The 21,585-nt window shown below is 58.8% G+C and carries 18 protein-coding genes and 1 pseudogene; 5 read left to right on the forward strand and 14 right to left on the reverse strand.

Annotation, left to right across the window (positions count from 1 at the left end; genetic code table 11):
* Nucleotides 1–3: 3 nt before the first annotated feature.
* From FXB38_RS38830 to FXB38_RS38850, 5 genes are all read right to left on the reverse strand, one after another.
* On the reverse strand, nucleotides 4–870 hold the full coding sequence (locus FXB38_RS38830) for an ABC transporter permease (protein WP_007606014.1): 867 nt from the start codon (nucleotides 868–870) through the stop codon (nucleotides 4–6).
* 91 nt (nucleotides 871–961) lie between these two features.
* Complete coding sequence (locus tag FXB38_RS38835; protein ID WP_148756190.1) at nucleotides 962–2,014, reverse strand: ABC transporter substrate-binding protein; 1,053 nt, start codon at nucleotides 2,012–2,014, stop codon at nucleotides 962–964.
* Between the two features lie 525 nt (nucleotides 2,015–2,539).
* Complete coding sequence (folD, locus tag FXB38_RS38840) at nucleotides 2,540–3,523, reverse strand: bifunctional methylenetetrahydrofolate dehydrogenase/methenyltetrahydrofolate cyclohydrolase FolD (RefSeq protein ID WP_148756191.1); 984 nt, start codon at nucleotides 3,521–3,523, stop codon at nucleotides 2,540–2,542.
* A gap of 243 nt (nucleotides 3,524–3,766) precedes the next feature.
* Nucleotides 3,767–5,164 carry an aminotransferase gene (locus tag FXB38_RS38845; protein ID WP_148756192.1) on the reverse strand — a complete coding sequence of 466 codons (1,398 nt, stop codon included), beginning with the start codon at nucleotides 5,162–5,164 and terminating at the stop codon, nucleotides 3,767–3,769.
* Between the two features lie 11 nt (nucleotides 5,165–5,175).
* Nucleotides 5,176–6,654, reverse strand: coding sequence for an NAD-dependent succinate-semialdehyde dehydrogenase (locus FXB38_RS38850; protein WP_148756222.1), 1,479 nt, complete (start codon nucleotides 6,652–6,654; stop codon nucleotides 5,176–5,178).
* Between the two features lie 185 nt (nucleotides 6,655–6,839).
* Here FXB38_RS38850 and FXB38_RS38855 point away from each other — a divergent pair, with 185 nt between their 5' ends.
* Nucleotides 6,840–7,316 carry an Lrp/AsnC family transcriptional regulator gene (locus tag FXB38_RS38855; protein ID WP_148756193.1) on the forward strand — a complete coding sequence of 159 codons (477 nt, stop codon included), beginning with the start codon at nucleotides 6,840–6,842 and terminating at the stop codon, nucleotides 7,314–7,316.
* Nucleotides 7,317–7,777: 461 nt separating this feature from the next.
* Nucleotides 7,778–9,451: an MFS transporter gene (locus FXB38_RS38860; RefSeq protein WP_148756194.1), complete on the forward strand. Its 1,674-nt coding sequence runs from the start codon at nucleotides 7,778–7,780 to the stop codon at nucleotides 9,449–9,451.
* Between the two features lie 309 nt (nucleotides 9,452–9,760).
* On the opposite strand, the gene ald is transcribed toward FXB38_RS38860, so the two are convergent.
* On the reverse strand, nucleotides 9,761–10,873 hold the full coding sequence (gene ald, locus FXB38_RS38865; RefSeq protein ID WP_148756195.1) for an alanine dehydrogenase: 1,113 nt from the start codon (nucleotides 10,871–10,873) through the stop codon (nucleotides 9,761–9,763).
* 310 nt (nucleotides 10,874–11,183) lie between these two features.
* Here ald and FXB38_RS38870 point away from each other — a divergent pair, with 310 nt between their 5' ends.
* From FXB38_RS38870 to FXB38_RS38880, 3 genes and pseudogenes are all read left to right on the forward strand, one after another.
* Complete coding sequence (locus FXB38_RS38870) at nucleotides 11,184–11,906, forward strand: LuxR family transcriptional regulator (RefSeq protein WP_148756196.1); 723 nt, start codon at nucleotides 11,184–11,186, stop codon at nucleotides 11,904–11,906.
* 89 nt (nucleotides 11,907–11,995) lie between these two features.
* Nucleotides 11,996–12,629 (forward strand): annotated as a pseudogene (locus FXB38_RS38875) (acyl-homoserine-lactone synthase).
* Nucleotides 12,630–12,700: 71 nt separating this feature from the next.
* Complete coding sequence (locus tag FXB38_RS38880; protein ID WP_148756197.1) at nucleotides 12,701–13,666, forward strand: LysR family transcriptional regulator; 966 nt, start codon at nucleotides 12,701–12,703, stop codon at nucleotides 13,664–13,666.
* On the opposite strand, the gene FXB38_RS38885 is transcribed toward FXB38_RS38880, so the two are convergent.
* From FXB38_RS38885 to trbE, 8 genes are read right to left on the reverse strand one after another with little or no spacing between them, the layout of a single operon-like run.
* Nucleotides 13,639–13,881: a DUF2274 domain-containing protein gene (locus tag FXB38_RS38885; protein ID WP_148756198.1), complete on the reverse strand. Its 243-nt coding sequence runs from the start codon at nucleotides 13,879–13,881 to the stop codon at nucleotides 13,639–13,641. The genes FXB38_RS38880 and FXB38_RS38885 overlap by 28 nt on opposite strands.
* 5 nt (nucleotides 13,882–13,886) lie before the next feature.
* Nucleotides 13,887–15,092, reverse strand: a complete 1,206-nt coding sequence (locus FXB38_RS38890) for a TraB/TrbI/VirB10 family type IV secretion system protein (RefSeq protein WP_148756199.1) — start codon at nucleotides 15,090–15,092, stop codon at nucleotides 13,887–13,889.
* Entirely contained in the window at nucleotides 15,089–16,063 is a 975-nt protein-coding gene (gene trbG / locus FXB38_RS38895) for a P-type conjugative transfer protein TrbG (protein ID WP_148756200.1), read from the reverse strand. Before trbG ends, FXB38_RS38890 begins: the two co-directional genes overlap by 4 nt.
* A gap of 2 nt (nucleotides 16,064–16,065) precedes the next feature.
* Entirely contained in the window at nucleotides 16,066–16,746 is a 681-nt protein-coding gene (gene trbF / locus FXB38_RS38900) for a conjugal transfer protein TrbF (RefSeq protein WP_148756201.1), read from the reverse strand.
* A 51-nt stretch (nucleotides 16,747–16,797) separates the two neighbouring features.
* Complete coding sequence (trbL, locus tag FXB38_RS38905; protein ID WP_148756202.1) at nucleotides 16,798–18,033, reverse strand: P-type conjugative transfer protein TrbL; 1,236 nt, start codon at nucleotides 18,031–18,033, stop codon at nucleotides 16,798–16,800.
* 3 nt (nucleotides 18,034–18,036) lie between these two features.
* Nucleotides 18,037–18,408, reverse strand: a complete 372-nt coding sequence (gene trbK-alt, locus FXB38_RS38910) for a putative entry exclusion protein TrbK-alt (RefSeq protein ID WP_148756203.1) — start codon at nucleotides 18,406–18,408, stop codon at nucleotides 18,037–18,039.
* Complete coding sequence (trbJ, locus tag FXB38_RS38915; RefSeq protein ID WP_148756204.1) at nucleotides 18,408–19,142, reverse strand: P-type conjugative transfer protein TrbJ; 735 nt, start codon at nucleotides 19,140–19,142, stop codon at nucleotides 18,408–18,410. Before trbJ ends, trbK-alt begins: the two co-directional genes overlap by 1 nt.
* Nucleotides 19,139–21,580 carry a conjugal transfer protein TrbE gene (gene trbE, locus FXB38_RS38920; protein WP_148756205.1) on the reverse strand — a complete coding sequence of 814 codons (2,442 nt, stop codon included), beginning with the start codon at nucleotides 21,578–21,580 and terminating at the stop codon, nucleotides 19,139–19,141. Before trbE ends, trbJ begins: the two co-directional genes overlap by 4 nt.
* Nucleotides 21,581–21,585 lie beyond the last annotated feature (5 nt).

Genomic DNA, 21,585 nt, shown 5'->3' on the forward strand with positions numbered 1-21,585 from the left:
GACTCATCCCCTGACGGTGAAACGCGAAGCAACCAACGCATTGAGCGCCACTGTGAAGGCAAGTCCGCTCACGAAAAGTACGAAAGCCATTGCCGCACCAAACGGCCAATTCAGTTGCGCCATAATGGTCTCATAGATCAGGCTTCCGAGCATCGCGACGCGTGCTCCGCCGATTAGACGAGGCGTTATGAACGCCGAAATCGAGAGAACGAATACAATGTTAAAGCCAACGAGAATTCCAGGCACGGCAAGTGGAAGAATGACCTTTCGAAAAGTCACGAAGCGGTTGGCACGCAGATTCGAAGCTGCCTGCTCCAATACTGGATGTATTTGGGTGACTACGCTCATGACCGACAAGATCATGAATGGGAGGAACTGCTGTACCAAAACGATCAGCACGGCAGGTCGACTAAAGAGGAGCGTTTTTGGCGAGGAGAAAATGCCAAGGTATACGAATAGCGAATTGAGGAGACCATTACGACCAAGAATGATCAGCCAGCCAAATACAACGACGACGAGACTGAGCGTCAACGGGAGGATCACAACAATCATCCGCCACCTCCGCGCCGCAGACGTTAGACGGGCGAGCGAATATCCGGTGGGAAAGCCGATCAACAAGCAGACCAGACTGACGATAAGTCCGTCGACGAACGTCTCCACCAGAACAGACGAGTAGTAAGTATCTGAGAAGAAATGCACGTAGTGCTTAAGGCTGAAACCCGTACCATCTAGGAGATGGGTACTTGGCAAGAAGCTCGATCGCAGCAATCCTAGGACTGGAAGCACCAAAAAGCCTGCAAGAAGCAAGACCATTGGGGTCAGCAAGATCACCAGAGTTAGGCTTCGGCGCTTGAGCAATGACTGCTTCACGGCGTACCCTTCGTACTTCGATCGAGCGTTCTAGGTTGGCCCGGCGTTTGCGTACTCCCGAGAATCCGCGCCACACCGAGATGAAACACTCCTAGTTCCGGATCGTTTTATTGACCCGTTCGATCCAACCGCTGCGGTTTGCCCAGAGCTGTTGCCAATCGATCTGCTTTCTCAGGGCATTGCGCTCAGGAGAATTGAACAGGAGATCTCTGCGAAGATCTTCGGGCAGTTTGACATCCGTCGTTACTCCATACCGGAGCGCCTCAGGTATCGCGAGCATGCCTTGATCCGAGAGCAGCTGGTCAGCAAAGGCGTACGCGGCTTCCGGATACTTCATGCCCTTGACGACGTTGATATAACTGATTGTGGAGTAAACGCCTTGGGAGGGAAAAACCGTGACGATAGGAATGCCCTTGGTGCGCAATTCGTGAGCGCGGCCGTCCCAAAAAATACCGGCGTAGCCCTCTTCGCTTTGAAACATCTGCAGTTCGGCGACGTTCGTTTGTGCTAGCGCAACAATGTTGGGCTTCGCGGCACTTAGTATCTTCATCGCAGGCTCCATTTCCGAAATCGAACCTCCATTCTCCTCAGCCATGCCCAGAAGATATAAGCTGCTGGCGATTTGGTCCGGGGCAGGTAGGATCACGCGTCCGGTCAGGTCGGACCGGGCGATATCTGAGTATGAAGTAAGGGGCCGCTTGATATATTTGGAATTGAAAACCGGTACGACGGACGAAACGTTAAACGGAACACCATAGTCACCGAATTCGCGAAACCCCGGAAGAATACGTTTGATGTTGGGAACGTCTGACACCTTGATTTCTTCGACGATGTCGGCCTTAAGAAGCTCGACGACGTAAGAGCTGTCGCACATAAACAAGTCGTACGGCGGGCTGCTCTTATTCGCGATCAGTTTGACGAGGTCTGCTTGCGTCGCGCCAGCGGTAAATTGGACTTTTAGCCCGTACTTTTCTTCTAGCGGCCCGGCCACGCCTTTTCTAAGAGCTTCGTCGAACGCGCCGCCGAATCCGTTCACGCGCAACGTAACATTGGCGAATTTTTTCGTCTGAGCCTGGACGTAGGGAGCGGCCAGCACGCCAGCGGCAGCCGTAGTAGCAAATCTCAAAAATGCTCGTCTTTTCATTGCCGGATCTCCTCTCCTTTGTTCCCCTCAACAGATGATGAGTGGTTGTCCCTCAGTCTTTACGTTGGCCTTCAATACCGTGGAGAATGGGCCTCCAATTTAAGTATTGAGCCGTTCTCGAGCAGAAGATCACTGGTCGGTTTGTACGCAACTCGCTCCAAGCCTCTTTGCTCATTTCCTTGCGCCTCAGTCCGGAGCAATTTCGAGCGAAGTTCGCCGCCGCAGCATGCGGCGAACGCCCCCGGCTTCGCTAATGAGATCCGCGCGACTCCGCCGCTTTGATCTATTTCGTGGAAATAGTATCGGGCGATCAGCTCGAATATAACCAAAATGGCGCCTTTTGCGCATAAATTGCGCGCTCCGTCTGGTAAAGATGAAGCTTTCCTGCGAAGTTTAGGGCGAACATATTGGAACGCGGATTGGGCATTAGCCGTTATCGCCGACCGAGAGCATCTGTGCCGCGCCAGTGACAAGGGGATTCGCTTCATGAACCTTCGCATTCAGAAGCGATTGCCTAAAGCGCCGTCAACCGGCGGTGATGTCCAGCACCCTACGTGATTCCCGGTGCGGGTTGATTGTCGCCGGCCGATTCTCCAGCTCGGGCTGGTCGAATGTAAAAACCCCAGCATTCGTCAGCAGGGACAGTCCTCTGCGCGAAACTGCCGCAGTGATGGTGTTCGCGAGCAAGTAAGCGACAGTCATAGGCCCAACGCCCCCGGGCACTGGGGTTATGTAGCTTGCGCGCTTACTCGCTTCGACGAAAGCGACATCTCCAATAAGTCTGGCAGTGCCGTTCGAATCGATTGTACGGTTGATACCTACATCAATGACGATTGCGCCTGGTTTAAGCCAATCGCCCCGAACCAGTCCCGCGCACCCGGCGGCGGCGACGACAATGTCGGCCCTTCGACAGAGATCGGGTAGGTTTCGCGTCTGGAGTTGTGCACCTGTAACTGTGCATCCAGCATCGCCAAGCAAAAGCGCCAGGGGCTTTCCAACGACATTCGAGCGACCGATGACAACAACGTCCATTCCATTTAAATCGCTGACAACGGTCTTAATAAGATGAACAACACCGAGCGGAGTGCAAGGGGCGAGAGCGGGCCGACCCGCTGATAGTCTTCCAATGTTATACGGATGAAAGCCATCGACATCCTTGGCCGGATCAATGGCTTCTAAGACGCGCCAGTGGTCGATATGGCCGGGGAGCGGAAGCTGAACGAGTATGCCATCGATGGAATCGTTGGCGTTAAGCTCCTGGATTAATCCCAACAGCTCGTCTTCACCAACATGACTCGGCAGCACCAGTTGTTGCGAGTTGAAGCCTACCGCCTGCGCCTGTCTTGCCTTGGTCTTTACATAAATCGAACTCGCCGGATCTGTACCGACTAGCACCACAGCCAAACCAGGGGTGACATCACACCTGGATTGCAGCAACGCCACATTCTGCGTGACACGAGCCCGAATAGCCTCAGCAATAGCTTTTCCATCGATCTTGATGGCATCCATGGTTAGTTCCTGAGAGAGGAAATTGGGCAGCTTGTGGACGCGCCTGATTTGTCTCTCCACGCGACATTCAATGCAACTTCAGGCCCGCTGGAGCTAATGCACGCCATTAGGCCCACTTTTGTGCGCCGTACAGATCCCGGCTTCGAGAGCAGTATCGGCCTGAACGAAAGTCTGTCAGTTGGGGCGTCGCGGGACCGTCGGGCAACGAGTTAGCCGTCTCGGGCGCGAAGTAACGACAGTCTTTCAAGCAGCAGATTCCTTCGCGAGTTCGTCCATAACCTGCTTGGTCGCTCGGTACGCTAGATCAACAATTTCGTCTATCTCAGCTTCGGATACGATTAAAGGTGGTGCAAAACCAAGAATGTCTCCGTGTGGCATCGCTCGTGCAATTAGCCCCCGATCACGGGCAGCTTTCGAAATACGTGCCCCTACTTTGTGGTGCGGGTCAAATCGCCTTTTCGTCTGGCGATCTGCAACGAACTCAACGGCGCCAAGTAAGCCCACCCCTCGAACTTCCCCGACGATCTCGAGCTGAGCGAATCGTTCCTTGAGCCGCTTCTGGAAATGCGAACCGACGATCCTGGCGCGCTCGCTTAATTGTTCCTTTTGGACGATATCAAGCACTGCATTGGCAGCTGCTGCCGCAATCGGATGGCCCGAATAGGTGTACCCATGCGAGAACGCTCCTACTCGTTCCGCAGCTTCCTCCATGACCGCGTAAACTCTCTCGCCGACGATAGCTCCCGAGAGCGGCACATAGCCGGAAGTCAGGCCTTTGGCGACCGTAACCAAGTCTGGCTCGATCCCGTACAGCGTGCTCCCGAAATCAGCGCCGGTTCGGCCAAATCCACAAATTACCTCGTCGGCGATGAGAAGAACGTCGTAGCGCCTGAGCACGGCCTGAATTTCACGCCAATAGCCGGTCGGGGGCGGCGTGATGCCCCCCGTACCCAGTACCGGCTCGGCAATGAACGCGCCAATCGTTTCCGGCCCCTCTCGCAAGATCAGTGCTTCAAGCTCCGCTGCACGGCGGCGGGAAAAGGAGTCCTCTGTCTCGCCTGGCTCAGCGCCCCAATAGTAGTGCGGGGCGCCCGTATGCAGAATCCCCGCAAAGGGGAGATCCATGTGATCATGGTAGAACGACATCCCGGTCATCGAGCCGGAGACTACCGAGCAGCCATGATAGCCTCGTTCGCGCGAGATGATTTTCTTCTTCTTGGGCTGACCACGTAGATTGTTGTAGTACCAGACGAGTTTAGCTTGGGTCTCGTTGGCATCCGAGCCGGACAACCCGAAGAACACTTTGCTGGGCTTGCCAGGCGCCATGCGCACGAGACGATCCGACAAGATGGCAAGCTCTTCGGTCGTGTGGGCCGCGTACGTGTGATAGTATGCCAGTTTGTAGGCCTGTCGCGCAATGGCATCGGCCACCTCGGTGCGACCGTAGCCGATATTTACACAGTAGAGGCCGGCAAATCCGTCTATGTAAGCGCGCCCTTGGGCGTCTTCGATTCGAATACCTTTCCCTCCCGTAACGATCGTGGGATCGCCACTCTTGCCGCTAGCGAAATCCTTCAGCTGCGTGAAAGGATGCAAAACACTCGAACGGTCTCGTTCAGAGATGGCCTTAATGTCTACCATACCGCTTCTCCCTAAGCCGCCAAGTCGCCAAAGCAGACGTATTTCAGCTCCATGAACTCCGCTAATCCGTGCCGCGACCCTTCGCGACCGAGCCCGGACTGTTTCCAACCTCCAAACGGAATAGGAGGCCCTGTGAATGAAGCCGTATTGACGCCGACCATGCCGTACTCGATCTGCTCTGAAAGCCGGAGCGCGCGACGCAAGCTATCGGTGTAAATGTACGCCGCCAAACCCATTTCGCTGGCATTGGCTCGGGCGATGACCTCTTCTTCAGAGTCGAACGGAAGCACAGCAGCTACAGGCCCAAATGTTTCCTCACGTGCAATCAGCATGTCTTCGGTGACATCACTTAGCAACGTCGGGGGAACGAAATTCGGTCCCATAGCAACTCCACGACTTGCGGAAATGGCTCGCGCGCCCTTCTTCACTGCATCATCGATTTGAGCCCTGCACTTGTTAGCGACCGACAACTTAGTCATCGGGCCAATCTCAGTGGCCGATTCTAGACCATGGCCGAGCCTGAGTTGCGCCACCGCCCTACCAAGCGCCTCGACAAAAGCAGCGTAGACACCCTTTTGCACATAGATGCGGTTAGCCGCTAAGCAGTCCTGACCGGAAGTGGCAAATTTTGCGGCCACCACACCTTTGACGACCTTGCCAAGATCAACGTCATCAAAAACAAGGAACGGGGCATGCCCTCCGAGCTCGAGCGAGACCTTTTTCACCGTCTTCGCCGCCCCCTCCAGAAGCAGACGGCCAACTTCGGTCGATCCTGTAAACGAGAGAGCGCGTATTCTTGGATCACGTAAAAGCGGAGTCGAGAGATCGATTGGGTCGCCAACGAGCACCTGGACTACGCCGCGCGGCACGCCAGCCTCTTCGGCTAACCTAGCCAAGGCGAGAGCAGAAAGCGGCGTCTCCGGAGCAGGCTTCACAATTATCGGACAACCGGCCGCAAGAGCCGCACCCGCCTTTCGGGTGATCATAGCGACCGGAAAATTCCATGGCGTGATCGCCGCAGCGGGACCGATGGGCTGCATCCTGACTTGAAGCAGACTTCCCTCTTTATGACTGGGGATCGTCTCGCCATAGGCACGCTCACCCTCGGCCGCAAACCACTCAAGAAAGCCAGCGCCGTACTTAATCTCGTAGCGCGCCTCATCGAGGGGCTTTCCCTGCTCGCTCGTAATCAGGATAGCAAGCTCTTCTGAATGCTCGTTCATCAATGACGCCCAGCACCGAAGAATCGCTCCACGCTGGGTCGGCAATAATCCTCGCCACGCCTGGAAAGATCGTTCGGCTGCAGCGATGGCCAGATCCATGTGCGTAGGGTTGCAACGAGCAACCTCCGCGATCCCTTCGCCAGTAGCGGGATCCACCACAGAATCCCTCTCATCGCTCGCAATCCAGCGACCGTCGATCAGCGCGTTCCCCGCCAGAAAATCGCGACGACGGAGATTTTGCAGGTGCCTAGCAGCAATGCCGATCAAATCCGGACCCTTGTGACGAGCAGCTTGAAAGTCCATTTGAACTCCATGCGGTCGCGTGGTGAAATCTCCGGTGCAGAATACTGTTGTCGCAAAGATATTTGCGTCGCAATTTCCGGCCATTTCGAGGATTTTCTGCAAGACGCAAGCATTTGCGATGGAATGCGGCTGAAAGCTGGGAGCCAATTATGCGGTACGATCGAATAGATGCCCAGATCCTGGAAATTGTGCAAAAAAATAACAGGCTGACTTCCGGGATGATTGGCGAATTGGCGGGGCTTTCTGCTACCGCGTGTCAGCGACGGCTAAAGAGGCTCCGTTCGGAGGGTATCATCGAGGCGGATGTATCCATCGTGTCGACGAAAGCGATAGGATGTCCTGTTCAAATGCTCGTTCTCGTGAGTCTCGAGCGGGAACGCTCAGACATGATCGATGACTTCAAGAAGGCAATCAAATCGTCAGCCGAAGTGATCAATGGATTCTACGTTACAGGGGACGCTGACTTTGTTCTCTACATCACTACGCGCAGTATGGAAGAATATGAGCAGTTTACCCGACGGTTCTTCTATGACAATCCGAACATCAAGGGATGTAAGACCATAGTCATAATGGATCGCGCAAAGGCTGGCTTTGCCGTTCCCATAGAGATTCCGCCTGAAGCTTGATACGCGTGCACGGTTCACAAAGCGGGCACATGTGTGTTTTTTCCTCGCTCGCCGGCGCGAAATGCAGAAAACGGGCAAGGTTCCTCCTTTACTCTGTACTCGATCAGAGACTCGAGGCGGGGCTTTCGCGCTTGCGCACTGAAGGCGACGCATCAGCTTCCAAAAGGGAATTAATGGACATCGCCGCATCCTCTCCCGCTGGAACGGAGTTGCCATGCCGGCACAGTCCGGGGAGCACGTGGAATGTCCGGCCACAGGCCGAGCGTCAAATTCCATCGCGCCGGGCCCTAATTCCGAACCTCGATCTGGCCCTCGGGAGCTTGGCGGACTCAATAAGCGCCCGGAAACGGGGTGCGCAAAAACGAAATCTGACAAGAAACGTTGGCCGGTTATGAGAACCCAACTCTGCCTGGGCATGGCTGATGTGGTCACAATCGCGCCATGGTAAGTAGGGAGCTGAGGTGACGCATTCGTCCAAGCCCGTGCCGGCCAGTAGCGACGGCATCATCGCACCGTTGCACTATGCTACCTTTCGTCGAATTTGGCTTGCGAGCTTGCTCACCAATCTCGGGATCCTGATCCAAGGCGTAGCCGCAGCCTGGGCGATGACACAGATGACATCTTCCGCGGATCAAGTCGCGCTGGTGCAGACCGCGCTCTTGCTGCCCGTGATGCTGATCTCGATGCCAGCTGGAGCGGTCGCTGACATGTATGACCGTCGGATCGTGGGGCTCGTTGCACTCTCGATTGAGCTTTGCGGCGCAACCGCGCTGAGCGTGCTCGACTGGTTCGGTCTCACCACTCCAAATCTCTTGCTGGTGCTTTGCTTTGCGGTCGGCAGCGGCATGGCGCTGATGGGGCCCGCTTGGCAATCCTCCGTGAGCGAGCAGGTGCCCTCCGAAGCACTTCCTGCCGCCGTGGCGCTGAATGGCATTAGCTACAATATAGCGCGCAGCATAGGGCCGGCCGTCGGCGGCATTGTCGTTGCGGCGGCCGGCGCGGTAGCTGCCTTCGCGCTCAATGCACTACTCTACCTGCCGCTGATGTTCGCGCTCTTCATGTGGAAGCGCATCTCCGAACCCTCTCGTTTGCCTCCTGAGAAGCTTAGCCGCGCCATCGTTTCGGGCGTGCGCTATATCGTCAATTCGCCCTCGATTAGGATCGTGCTCACCCGATCCATGGTCATGGGCGTGATTGGCGGCGCGATTTTTGCACTGATGCCGCTAGTCACGCGCGATCTCCTGGGTGGTGGCGCCGAGACTTATGGCCTCATGCTCAGCGCCTTTGGTTTGGGCGCGGTGGTAAGTGCGCTCAACATCACTGAGGTACGCAAGCGCATGAGTGGAGAGGCAGCGATCCGCGCCTGTTCACTGTCCATGGGCGGAGCGGTTGCCGCAGTCGCTCTTAGTCGCGACTCCGCTATGACGGCGGTCGCACTTGTCTTGGCGGGAGCGGTGTGGATGATGGCCTGGGTTCTTTTTAGCATAGGCGTGCAACTGTCGGCCCCACGATGGGTCGCAGGGCGGTCGCTCGCGGCGTACCAGGCAGCGAGTTCCGGCGGGATTGCCCTCGGTAGCTGGGGCTGGGGCCATCTCACGGATGTCGTCGGAGTCGATACTACGCTTTTGATCTCGGCTGGCCTGATGTTCGCTTCTCCGCTCTTGGGGCTTTGGCTACCTATGCCGCGTATCAGCGCTCGGAGCGAAGAGGCCGAGATGCTTGACGATCCTCAGGTGCGGCTGGCGCTGACCGGCCGCAGTGGCCCGCTTGTTGTGGAGATCGAGTATCGGATCGCGCAGGAGAATGCGCGCGCATTCCACATCCTGATGCAGGACATTCAGCTGTTTCGCAAGCGGAACGGTGCGTACGGCTGGTCGATTGCTCGCGACATCGCTGATCCCGAATTGTGGACTGAGCGCTATCAGTGCCCAACCTGGTTTGACTATTTGCGCCAGCGTAACCGCGCGACTCAGTCGGAACGCGCGCTGGATGAGAAGGCTTTGGCTTTCCACATCGGTCCCGAACCGGTGCGCGTCCGACGCATGCTGGATCGCCCATTCGGATCTGTTCGCTGGAAGGAAGACACTCCGGACAGAGATGTAAACCATGTCCTCCCCGGGAGGCTGTCGAGGTAGCGGCCGTTTAGAGCCACAGAGGGAATAATTGCGCTTGCAGCAAAGCGCCTCGCGCCATGCTTTGAATTTCAGCCAGTTCTTGCTTTCGCCACTGAGGACCGCGGCGATGCGGAAGTCAGCCAAGAGCGCCCAGCACATCCTACCCTCTAGACTAGTACTGCGCAAAAATGGGTCCGACCGAGCGGCGACCATGGCCCGTTTAAGGAGGCCAATCGCCTTGCGGGCGCATCGAACAGAAAGAACGGGGCCACCCCGAAGAGTGGCCCCATCAAGTCAGGGAGGAAATGTCCCAAGGAGGGACCTCTGGGTTCAGGCTGCGGCCTGATCGATCGGTGAGAAGGGCAAACCGAGGCTCTCTGCCACGGCCCTGTAAGTGAGCCGCCCACGATAAACATTGAGCCCTGAGCGCAGGTGCGGACATTCGAGCACGGCTGAGAATCCCCGGTTGGCGAGAGCCAGGCCAAAAGGCAGCGTCGCATTGTTCAGCGCTTGGCTTGAGGTGAGCGGAACAGCTCCCGGCATGTTTGCGACGCAGTAGTGAATCACGCCATCCACCTCATAGGTTGGATCGGCGTGCGTCGTCGGGCGCGATGTCTCGAAGCAGCCGCCCTGATCGATAGCCACATCCACCATTACGGAACCTTTGCGCATCGAGCTCAACATGTTTCGGCTTACAAGCTTCGGCGCAGTTGCTCCCGCGACGAGGACTGCACCGATGACAGCGTCCGCCGAGAACACCTCTTCCTCAACAGCGTCTATTGTTGAGAACCTGGTACGAACGCGGCCTTCGAATAGTTCATCGAGCTTCCGAAGCCGGTGTATCGAGCGATCCATCACTGTGACATCAGCACCCAAGCCTGCTGCCATCCGCGCCGCATGTGTCCCAACAACGCCGCCTCCGATTACCACAATACGAGCGGGCTGGACACCCGGCACGCCACCGATTAACAGTCCTCGCCCCCCCGCATACCGCTTCAGGGCCGCACCAGTAGCCTCAATAGCAAGCCGGCCCGCGACTTCGCTCATTGGTGCAAGGAGCGGAAGGCCACCATGTGCATCAGTCACAGTCTCGTAAGCGATTGCGGTGCATCCGGATTTCATGAGGCCCTTGGCCTGATCCGGGTCCGGAGCAAGATGTAGATAAGTGAACAGAATCTGGTTCTCTCGCAGCTGCACCCACTCGGAAGGCTGCGGCTCCTTGACCTTCACGATCATGTCGCTCGAGGCGTATACCTCTCGGGAGGAGGGGAGAATCGTAGCACCGGCTTTTCGATAAACGTCATCTGTAGCCCCAATGCCCGCGCCTGCATTTGTCTCGACCAGCACATTGTGACCGGCAGCCGCGTATTCTCGGACGGCTCCCGGGGTCAGGCCCACGCGATATTCGTGGGTCTTGATTTCCTTGGGAACACCGACCTTCATTTGCGATCTCCAGATGTTGACAATGTTTTCTAGTCGAAAAAGAAGTGCGAACCTGCGACGCAGATGAGCAAACTGCGCAGAAATTCAGCTATCTTTGGAGCCGTGTGCAGGATTCCAAACTTATGGGGTTGCCGACAAGATCAATGTCGCGATCTCTTCAAGCTCTCAAGCTGGCGAGTCAGCTAGACCGAACTGTCGAGTCCGTCGAACTGCTATTAACCGTCGTCCAGACTGGATGCAATTTTCCCTCGACCAGTTCGCGCGGTAGATCCACATTTGGCATTACCGAGGCGCCGTCTGGTTATCCACGATGTATCAAGCTTTTCAAACGTTCGTTGATCGACTCACCGAAAGTACAAATCCGTACGCTGCTCGGCAGAGCATGGCCGATATCACCGCTACACTAAATTCATCTTGCTTCGCCTATCTTGCTCTACCCCACGCGGCGGCCACTTCCCCCAATTTGATTTCGACATATCCCTCCTCCTGGACGGCTTTGTACTTGCGGCGCAAATACCAATCTGTCGATCCCGTAGTGCGGCGGGCAATTCGCCAGACTGAACCCTTTCGATGGGGGCTTGAGTTCGAACCGAGAGATCGATCGAAGTCTGAGCGTGAGCTATTCGAAGAAGCGGCCGAATTCGGTATTCGCTGCGGATTCACATTTCCAATCCACGATGACAAGGGAGCTATCGCTGCGCTGACCTTTGCGACCCATGCGCGTCGAAATGTTTTTGAGCGCTCGGTAGTCAAGCACGTCCAAAACCTGCGGCTAATTGCAATGGTTTTCCATGCACATGCGAGGCGTTTCTGGACGTCCAATCGCGCGGTCGGTGGGGTGGTGTTGTCCCCTCGTGAGTTCGACTGTCTCGAATGGTCTTCTGGTGGCAAATCCGCCGGGGAGATCGGGATCATTCTCGGCATCTCTGAGCGAACTGCACGCTTTCACCTAGATAACGCGCGAGCAAAGCTCGGCGTACGCTCGCTTCGTCAAGCAGCCACCATGTTAGCGGAATCGAGATATCGAAGGTGATCAGACGTTAAGTCACCCCTGTATCTTTGCACAGGATGCGCTGCATCCGCTTCTCTGCTTTGAAGGAAGTACAAAGCAAGGAGGCACGAATGATGCTGCTAATCACGCCGGACTACTACGGTGAGTTTATCAATTATCTCGCTGAAATGCACCGGCTGCGCTACCGCGTATTCAAGCAGCGCCTGGGCTGGAACGTCGAGGTCAGCGGCGAGATGGAAGTCGACGAGTTTGATGTCCTTCGACCCGTGCACCTCCTGAACCGCTCGAACGCTGGACGTATTCAGGGTTGCGTCCGACTTCTGCCTTCGACCGGCCCAACCATGCTGAGGGATACCTTCCCGATCCTTCTGGACGGGCAGCCCGCGCCACGAAGCGACCGGATTTGGGAGAGCAGTCGATTCGCGCTTGATGTTCCCTCCGGATGCGCCGAAGGCAGGTGGTAGACTTGCTACTGCTACTTACGAGCTGTTTGCGGGCATGATTGAATTCGGCCTTTCGATTGAATTGACCGAAATCGTCACGGTCACTGACGCCCGGATGGAACGGATTCTTCGGCGCGCCGGCTGGCCGCTCCGCAGAATCGGAAAAGCTCGTCCTCTCGGAAACACCACGGCGATTGCTGGATACCTGGAGGTCTCGCCCGATGCGTTGCATCGCATCCGCAAAGCGGGACACATCTCAGGTCCGGTGCTCTGGGCTCCAGTCATCCGAGCGGCCGCCTAGGATCTGGAAGCAAGTACAATCGGGGCATCGCTGCGCATTGGAGCGGAAAGCCCATCTGCTTAGAACCTACGATGCACAAACCACGTCGATCAACACCCTCCATTCAAGCCAGCAAGGCAATCGAACTGAAACACCTGCAATCGGTCGTGGCTGCGGCTGATTGTGGCAGCCTCCGTCAAGCGGCGGAATTGCTGAGAACCCAACAATCGAGTCTCAGCCGAAGAATCAGCGAGATCGAATATCACCTGGGAATTGTGGTTTTTGAGCGCTTCAGCGGTGGTGTGCGCCCCACGCAGGCAGGCCGCAGTGTTCTTCGCCTGGCAAGGACAATTCTGGAGGAGTTCGATGCTCTCATCGCGACCGCGAGGGCTGTACGGAACAGCGAGGCTGGCCGGCTGAGTGTCGGGCTCTGCACCTCACTTTCCATTGGCAACCTGCAGACGTCCTTGCTGGACTTCAAGCAGCGATTCCCGCAAATCGAGCTCGTGACGATCGAGAAATCACGAACACGCCTGGCGACGGCACTTCGCAACGGCGTTCTCGATATCCTGATCGTCACAGGGAACCTGGCGTTACTCGACAACAGAGTGATGTCGCTGTGGAGCGAACGTGTACTGGTCGCCTTACCCCATGATCATCGCCTCACCGCGCGCGACACAGTCTATTGGACTGATCTACGCGGCGAGACGCTCCTGCTGAGCCATTTCGATCCGGGAAAAGAATTTGAAGATCTTCTGATTTCCAAGCTCATGTCGCCTGAAGATCGTCCCAAGGTCGAGCGTCACGATGTCAGCCGCGGCAACATCAACAGCCTGATCAGCATGAAGTCGGGAATCACCCTGGTGCTCGAATCCGATATTGGAGCCAATATCGGAGCCAATTTTGCCGGCTTGGTCTACCGGGAGCTGCGCGACGGCACCGGCCCGAGCCGGTTCGACTTTTCGGCCTATTGGCGCGTCGACAATGAAAACCCTGCGTTGGCTGCCTTCTTGAACTTGCTTTCTGAGCGCTATCCCTCGCCTCCGCTCGGATGTTGACGGGCCCGTTGAGCCTTCCGAAAACTTCTGTCCGCTGCCATGAACCGTGCCAACATGGGAGCGATAAGCTTGGCCGGCTCCCCGATCGGCTGTCCGCTCTCTTGTGCGAGGATTTCTGCATACGCTACGAGATCCCTGTGGACGCTCGCCGGGAGTTCATGCGTAATCTTGATCGGCTTATCGTCTTCGATCGCTCCAAGTTTAAGCTTTGTCATCGTCCTCACCCTCTGTACGGTTCGAGCACCAGGTCACGGTTGACGATCACCCGCACCGGAAATCCCGGACGAATCGTCAAGGTCGGCTGGATGTTGAGATTGCGGCGGACCACCTGCTGGCCCGTCTGGTTCATCGAGTCCCCAGCCCCGCGGCGGAGCGCAGCGATGAGGTCGCTGTTGGTGCTACCCGTATCCGACCCGGAATTCACCTCGGTGCCGACGGCGAGCAGCGTCGAAAGCGCAGCGGCCCCCAACAGCTCCTTCCAATGATTGTCGACCTCATCCTCAAGCCCAGAGTAGCCCGCGGCATCTGCGCCCGGCTGCCGCTCCAGCACGATCGAGCGCCCATTTGGCATGATGAGGCGCGTCCATACCAGGAGCACGCGCGATTGGCCAAATGCGACTTGGCTATCATACGTCCCGATCAAGCGGGCTCCTTGCGGTATAAGGCGAGCTCGCCCGGTAGGGGAATCGTATACCGCTTCTGTGACTTGGGCCGTGATCTGCCCAGGCAGGTCGGACCGAATCCCCGTGATAAGAGCAGCCGGAATGACCGTTCCCGCCTGGACCACAAAGGGAGAGACCGGTCTTGCCAGGCGATCGGGACTGGTGGTTCGACGGTCAACGGAAGCACTGACGAACGCAAGTTTTCGATCCTGGCCATTCTGGGCAAATGCTTCGTCAGATGATGGCGCTGCATTTGATGGGGCTTCACTTGGCGATGTGACAGGGGCCTGTGCGCGGACGTTCGTGCTGGCAAACACCTTGCTGGTGCGTGCCGCCTCGCTCTCCTGATTGACGCGCTGCTGTTCAGCGTCAACACCGAGCGGGCTGGGCGTCGAAGAGCCCTGTGCTGCAACGATCGGCCGACCAAGATCGCCGGGTAAAGGTGGTCCAAGACGCGGCACCTCCTTCGGGATCTCAGTGTAATCCTTCGGCAAGGTTGCAAGCTGATCGGCGACATTGTGGTGGTCGGTCGCGTAAAGCTCCTCGGCGGCCGGCGTGCGTGATCGCTTCTCCTGCAGAGCCCAGAACACCGCACCAGAGATGAGCACCAGCAAAAGGGCGCTGCCACCCGCAAGCACCTTGCGCGATAGGCGCGTAACTTGCGGCCGTTCCGGCCGGAGCCGAAGGGTTTCGGCGATATCTTCCGGCGGCTTGACCCGAGGAGGGTCCTTGGGTGTGTCATTCGGCTGGCCAGTCTCTGTCACAGCGACCTCCCGTCGGTTCGGACGATCCTGACCTTCTGCTGGTGCTCCTCCCCCAGCCTCAGCTCCGCGGCCGCGAACAGCCGGTCGACGATCAGCATATTGCCGTAGGCGCGATAGTTGACGAGCTCGGTCTTGCCATCAGGCCCGATCACGAACAGCGGCGGCATCTCGCCCTGGCCGACGCCGGGCGAAAACTCGATGTAGACCTTGCGCCCATCGTCATAGGCAATGACAGGACGCCAGGGTGGGCTGTCTCCCTCGATGGCGTAGCGGTAACGGCGCTGCGCCTGGTCCGGGATGACAGGTGTGGGCGGCAGAGCTCGACCACGCGCGGTCCGATCCTCCGGATAGAACCACGCGACCTGTGGCATGTAGGGCTTTTCCCGGGAGCGGAGCTCGATGAGGTAAGTGCGGCGATCGGTGTTGACGACGAGATTGGTCTCGATCGCCGGACGTGTCGGCTTCACCATGATGTGGACACGACGCGTGTCGCCGCTGCCGCTCTCGGTGTCACCGACCACCCAACGCACGGTATCACCCGCAGCAACTGGTCCCGACCCGATCAGCTGCTCGCCGGGCTCCAAGGCGATGTCGGTGATCTGCCCCGGCGCGGCATAGATTTGATAGAGAGCGCCCGGACTATACGAAAACACCTGCACCGCATTGAAGTAGCCAGCCTTGCGCGGCTGCACGCGTGCGGCGTCATTCGCGGTTTCAATCCGCTCGACGGGCTCTTTGGCTTCCGCGTTCTTGCCGCCGCGCGCCGCCTTCCAGGCCGGTGGAACATGCAGCGGCCGCGGCCGATCGTCGGCAAGCGCCGGCAGATCTGAAGCCGGCGGGACATCGCTATCGTAACTGATTTGCGGCGGCTTGAACGTGGTGCAACCGCCAAGGGTGGACACACCAATAACAAGAGCCAGGGCCAGGCTCGGGCGGACCCTCTGTGACGCAATAACGAGACCTGACGGCATTGCTAACCCAGCTCCTTCGACCAGTTGATGGCGTTGACGTAGATGCCAAGCGGATTCTTGCGCAGGCGATCCAGATCGCGCGGCGTTTCCACAATGATGCTGATGATCGAGCTCCAGCGCTCAGTCGCGGCAAGCTGACCGTTGTCGTAGCGGCGCTCGATCCATGAGATTCGAAAGCTCTCGGGGGAAGCCCGGATAACACTCGAGACCTCGATCGCAATCTGCGTCTTGCCGAGCTTGGCGAAGGGGTCGTTGGTGCGGGCGTAGTCGTTGAGCGCGGCGGCGCCGCGATCGGTGGTGAAGTCGTAGGCGCGTAGCCAGTTTTCGCGAAGGACGATGGCGTCCATCGGCAGGCCGCGCACATGCTCGATGAAGCGCGCCAGGTGAAAAGCTACTTGCGGATCGGTCGGTTGATAGCTGGCGTTTGCCGGAGCAACGGCTTTCGCTTCCCCCAATTGATCGACCTCTACCACCCAGGGCGTGATCGTCCCGTGAGCGGATTGCCAGACCAGGGCGCCGGCAAAGCCGGCTGATAAGAAGAGGCAGCCAAAGGCCATCAGGCGCCAGTTCTTGGCCTGCACGCGCGCAGACCCGATGCGGTCATCCCAGACCTGGGCGGCGCGTTGATAGGGAGTGACGGCTTCTGGCGTGCGGCCATAGTGAACGGCCGATCGTTTGAACATTGCTAGACCTCAAGTGACGGGTAAGAAAACGGAACTGGTCGATCAGCAGAGTCAGCGGTCATGTTGCGAGAGGTCGACAGATCCGCCGCCCCCGCCGTGATCACCCGAACGGATCGCGTGCGTTGCCGCTGATGCGCCATGACTGATCGTCTGCGCTCTCTTCATGCGCCGAACCCAAGCGGGTACACTGTCGGAAGCTCTCGAGGCGTCCCCTTCGCCGTTACCGGCATCGCTCGCCGGTCCACCAAGACCAGCTGCGACCGAGCGCAAGGGACTTGCAGCACCGGACGCGCTCGCCTCGGAGCCGGACTGACTCCCCGCCCGAAACACGCTCGTGGTGCCGCTTGCAATCGCACTTCCACCTCTTGCGGCGCCTGCAATCGTGCCGCCGGCGAGACCGGCGGCACCGGCCGCAAGGCCAGCGCCAGCCGCGACGACTCCACCGGCGGCAAGTCCCGTCCCGACGGCGCTGCCAGCGCCGAGCTGCGGACCTCCGGAGACGATGCCGTTGGCAATCCCGGGTCCGAAAATGCCGAGGCCCAACAAGGCGAGAGCGCCGAGCACCAGCGCCATCGCGTTCTCGATGGTCGGTTGGTTGCCGCCGAAACCTGCCGTGAACTGAGAAAACAAGGTCGAGCCGATGCCGACGATGACGGCGAGGACCAAAACCTTGACGCCGGAGGAGATGACGTTGCCCAGCACCCGTTCGGCCGCAAAGGCGGTCTTGCCGAACAGACCGAAGGGGATCAGGACGAAACCTGCAAGCGTCGTCAGCTTGAACTCGATCAGCGTGACGAAGAGCTGGATGGCGAGAATAAAGAAGGCCAGCAGCACCACGATCCAGGCGAACAGCAGGACCGCGATCTGGACGAAATTCTCGAAAAAGCTGACATACCCCATCAGCCCCGAGATCGAGTCCAGGATCGGACGGCCGGCATCGAGCCCCACTTGCGCGATCCGGCCTGGCCGCAAGAAATCTGCCGATGACAGGCTCGTGCCCGAGGCCTTGAGGCCAAGACCAGCAAAGCTCTCGAAGATGATGCGCGCGAGGCTGTTCCAATTGCCGATCAGGTAGGCAAAAACACCGACAAACAAGGTTTTCTTGACGAGCCGGGCAAGAATCTCCTCATCACTTCCGAGGGACCAGAACAGGCCCGCAAGCGTGAGGTCGATTGCAGCTAACGTCGTGGCGAGATAACCGACTTCGCCCCCGACCAGGCCGAATCCGGAATCGATATAGCGGGTGAAGGTTTCCAGGAACTGGTCGATGACGGAGGTGCCGCCCATTGCTCACTGGCTCTGGCTTGGAATGGAGGGAGAGCCGGACGGGAGGCGGCTTTCGTCCTTGCGCGGCACAGGCGAGGAAAATGGCGCGGCGCCTACCCCGCTATCACCGTCTACCGATCCACTTTTCCCCAAGAACTGGCTGCGCCGTCCCGCCCAGATCCTCTGGCATTCGAGCAGAGCCTCTCTCTGCTCGTAGGTGACGGTGCGGCATTGCTCGAGCTTTGCCGCCGTCGGATCGGGCTTCGCAGCGAGCGAGGCGGAAGATTGGGTTGCGCTATCGTCGCCGCGCAGGCGAATGGCGCAGGCGGCGACGACCAAGACGATGAGGCTAACTGCCACCGTCATCGGCAGCCGTTCAAATCTGTTCTTCATCATCAGTGGAACATCTGCACGGTTGTCGGTTGATAGCCCTGACCTTGGGTCAGAAAGCGCCGCAGCTGCTCCCTCCCCTGATCCTGGGCACTTGCTCTTTGCGCGGCTTCGAGCGTTTGTGCGCGCCCCTGCGCGGCCACGGCCGCGGTGAGATCAGCAAGCTGCTGTGCTTGCAGCGCAAGGAGCTGGTTGCCGGCCTGACTTGCCTGCAGAGCACCTGACGCGCCCTGGCTCGCCGTGACCAGGGCCGACATCTGGGTGCGGTTGGTATCGAGATTGCCGACGACGGTTGCCTGCACCCGCATGGCGTCCTGCAGCCCGCCAACCGCATTCTGCCAGCGTGTCTGGGCGTTGGCGACGAGGAGCCCATTGGACATGCTTGCGGATGCCGGCGCATAAGTTGTTGAGAACGCGCGATCGATCTGCTGGACATCGTATGCAATGCGCTGCGCTTGACTGAGCAGCTGCTGCGTGCGCTGAATCGATTGCTCGAGCTGCTGCAAGGACGAGTATGGCAGGCTCGCCAGGTTCTTCGCCTGATTGATCAACATCTGCGCTTCGTTTTGCAGCGAGGTGATCTGGTTGTTGATCTGCTGCAGCTCGCGCGCGGCCGTCAGCACATTCTGCACGTAGTTGTTAGGATCGAACACGATCCACTGTGCCTTCCCTTGCCGGGGCATTTGCGCCGCGGCAATGGCGATGACACTCGCTACGAGGAGCGGACGGAGACGGTTCATGACAAGCCTCCTTCCTTGGCAAGCTGCGGAATGAGATTGCAGGCCCAGCCGAGGTCGCGCGCCTTAAGCCAGCCGGCGACGAATTCGTCTCGTCCGTGCTCCTCAAGAACCCGCTCGATGAGAGTCTGGTCGGTCTTGGAAGACGCGGCCGCAAAAGCCAGCGCGATCTCACCAAGGCCGAGCTCGAACAGCCGGTTGCCCCGGCGCGACTGGCAGTAGTAGTCGCGCTTTGGCGTCGCGCGGGCGAGGATCTCGATCTGCCGGTCATTCAGTCCAAAGCGCCGGTAGATGCCTAAGATCCGCGGCTCGATGGCGCGGTCATTGGGAAGGAGGATCCGGGTCGGACAGCTCTCGATGATGGCGGACGCAATTGCGGAGCCGTCGATATCGGCCAGCGACTGGGTCGCAAACACGACGGAGGCGTTCTTCTTCCGAAGCGTCTTTAGCCATTCGCGGAGCTTGCCGGCAAAATCGGCATCGTCCAGCGCAAGCCAGCCCTCATCGATGATGAGCAGGGTCGGACGGCCGTCGAACCGATCCTCAATCCGGTGGAACAAATAGGAAAGAACCGCCGGCGCGACACCGGTCCCGATCAACCCGTCGGTCTCAAACACCTGGACGGAACCCTCTCCCAGCCGCTCACCTTCCGCATCCAGCAGCCGCTCAAACGGACCGCCGAGGCAATAGGGTTGCAGCGCGCGCTTCAAGGCATTGGATTGCAGAAGAACGGACAAGCCAGTCAGCGTCCGCTCCCCAACTGGCGCCGAGGCGAGCGAGGTCAATGCCGACCAGACATGATCCTTGGTCTCGGGCGTGACCTCGATGCGCTCGCGCGCAAGGATCGATGCGATCCAATCGGCTGCCCAAACGCGCTCACCGGTCTCCTCGATCCGCGCAAGCGGCTGGAGCGCGACGAATTCTGCCGAGTCTCCACCAACCGCGCCGCCAAGATCATGCCAGTCGCCACCCATGGCGATGGCCGCTGCACGGATCGACCCACCGAAATCGAAGGCAAAGATCTGAGCGGCCGGATAGCGCCGGAACTGCAGCGCCATCAGCGCGAGCAGCACCGATTTCCCGGCGCCGGTCGGTCCAACGATCAGAGTGTGTCCGACATCGCCGACATGCAGCGAGAACCGGAAAGGGGTCGATCCTTCCGTCTTGCCGAAGAGCAGCGGAGGCGCCTTGAAATGGTGATCCCTCGCCTCTCCCGCCCAGACTGCCGACAGCGGGATCATATGGGCGAGGTTCAACGTCGAGACCGGCGGCTGGCGGACATTGGCGTAGGTTTGTCCGGGCAGGCTGCCGAGCCAGGCTTCGACGGCATTCACCGTCTCAGCCATGCAGGTGAAGTCCCGGCCCTGGATCACCTTTTCGACGAGGCGGAGCTTTTCGTCGGCCGCGCTAGGATCCCTGTCCCAGACCGTGACCGTTGCCGTCACGAAGGCCTCTCCAATCTGATCGGAGCCCAGCTCCTGGAGCGCGCTGTCTGCATCCCTCGCCTTATTGTGGGCATCGGTATCCAGAAGCGTGGACGCCTCGTTGGTCATCACCTCCTTCAGGATCGCGGCAATCGACTTGCGCTTGGCAAACCATTGCCGCCTGATCCTGGTCAAGAGCTTTAGAGCATCCGTCTTGTCGAGCATAATCGCCCGGGTCGACCAGCGGTACGGGAACGCCAGCCGGTTGAGATCATCGAGAATTCCGGGCGTGGTCACCGTGGGAAACCCCACAACCGTCAGGACACGCACATGCGCGTCACCCAGCATCGGCTCAAGCCCGCCTGTCAGCGGCTGATCGGCAAGGAGCGCATCGAGATACATCGGGATTTCCGGCACCCGAACGCGATGCCGCTTGGTCGAGACCGTCGAGTGCAGGTAGGTGAGCGTTGCCTCGTCATCGAGCCAGCCGCATTCCGGCATAAAGTCCTCAACGAGCTGCAGCACGCGGTTGGTCCGGTCGACGAAGCCACTCAGCACCTCGCGCGCATCCGCCCCGGGGCCGCGATGGCTGCCCTCGTACAGGAGACGCTCGGCCACAGCTGCACTTTCTGCCGGCGGCAGATAAAGGAAGGTCAGGTAGTAGCTCGATTCATAATGGCTGCCAGCCTCCTCGAATTGCGCTTTGCGCTCCGCATCCACCAAGGCGGATGCGACATCCGGGAACGTGTCGGGCGGATAGCGCCCTGCCGAATGCCGTTGCGCCTCGACGAAAACCGCCCACCCCGATCCGAGACGCCGGAGCGCGTTGTTCAGCCGGCTTGCGACCCCAACAAGCTCAGCCGGCACAGAACTGTCGAGGTCCGGTCCCCTGAACCGCGCCGTCCGCTGAAACGAGCCATCCTTGTTCAATACAATTCCCTCGTCGACGAGCGCGGCCCAGGGGAGGAAGTCGGCAAGGCGCGTATTCGAGCGGCGGTATTCGGCAAGATTCATCATATGCA

The organism is Bradyrhizobium cytisi, from assembly GCF_008123515.1.
Classification (GTDB): Bacteria; Pseudomonadota; Alphaproteobacteria; order Rhizobiales; family Xanthobacteraceae; genus Bradyrhizobium; species Bradyrhizobium cytisi.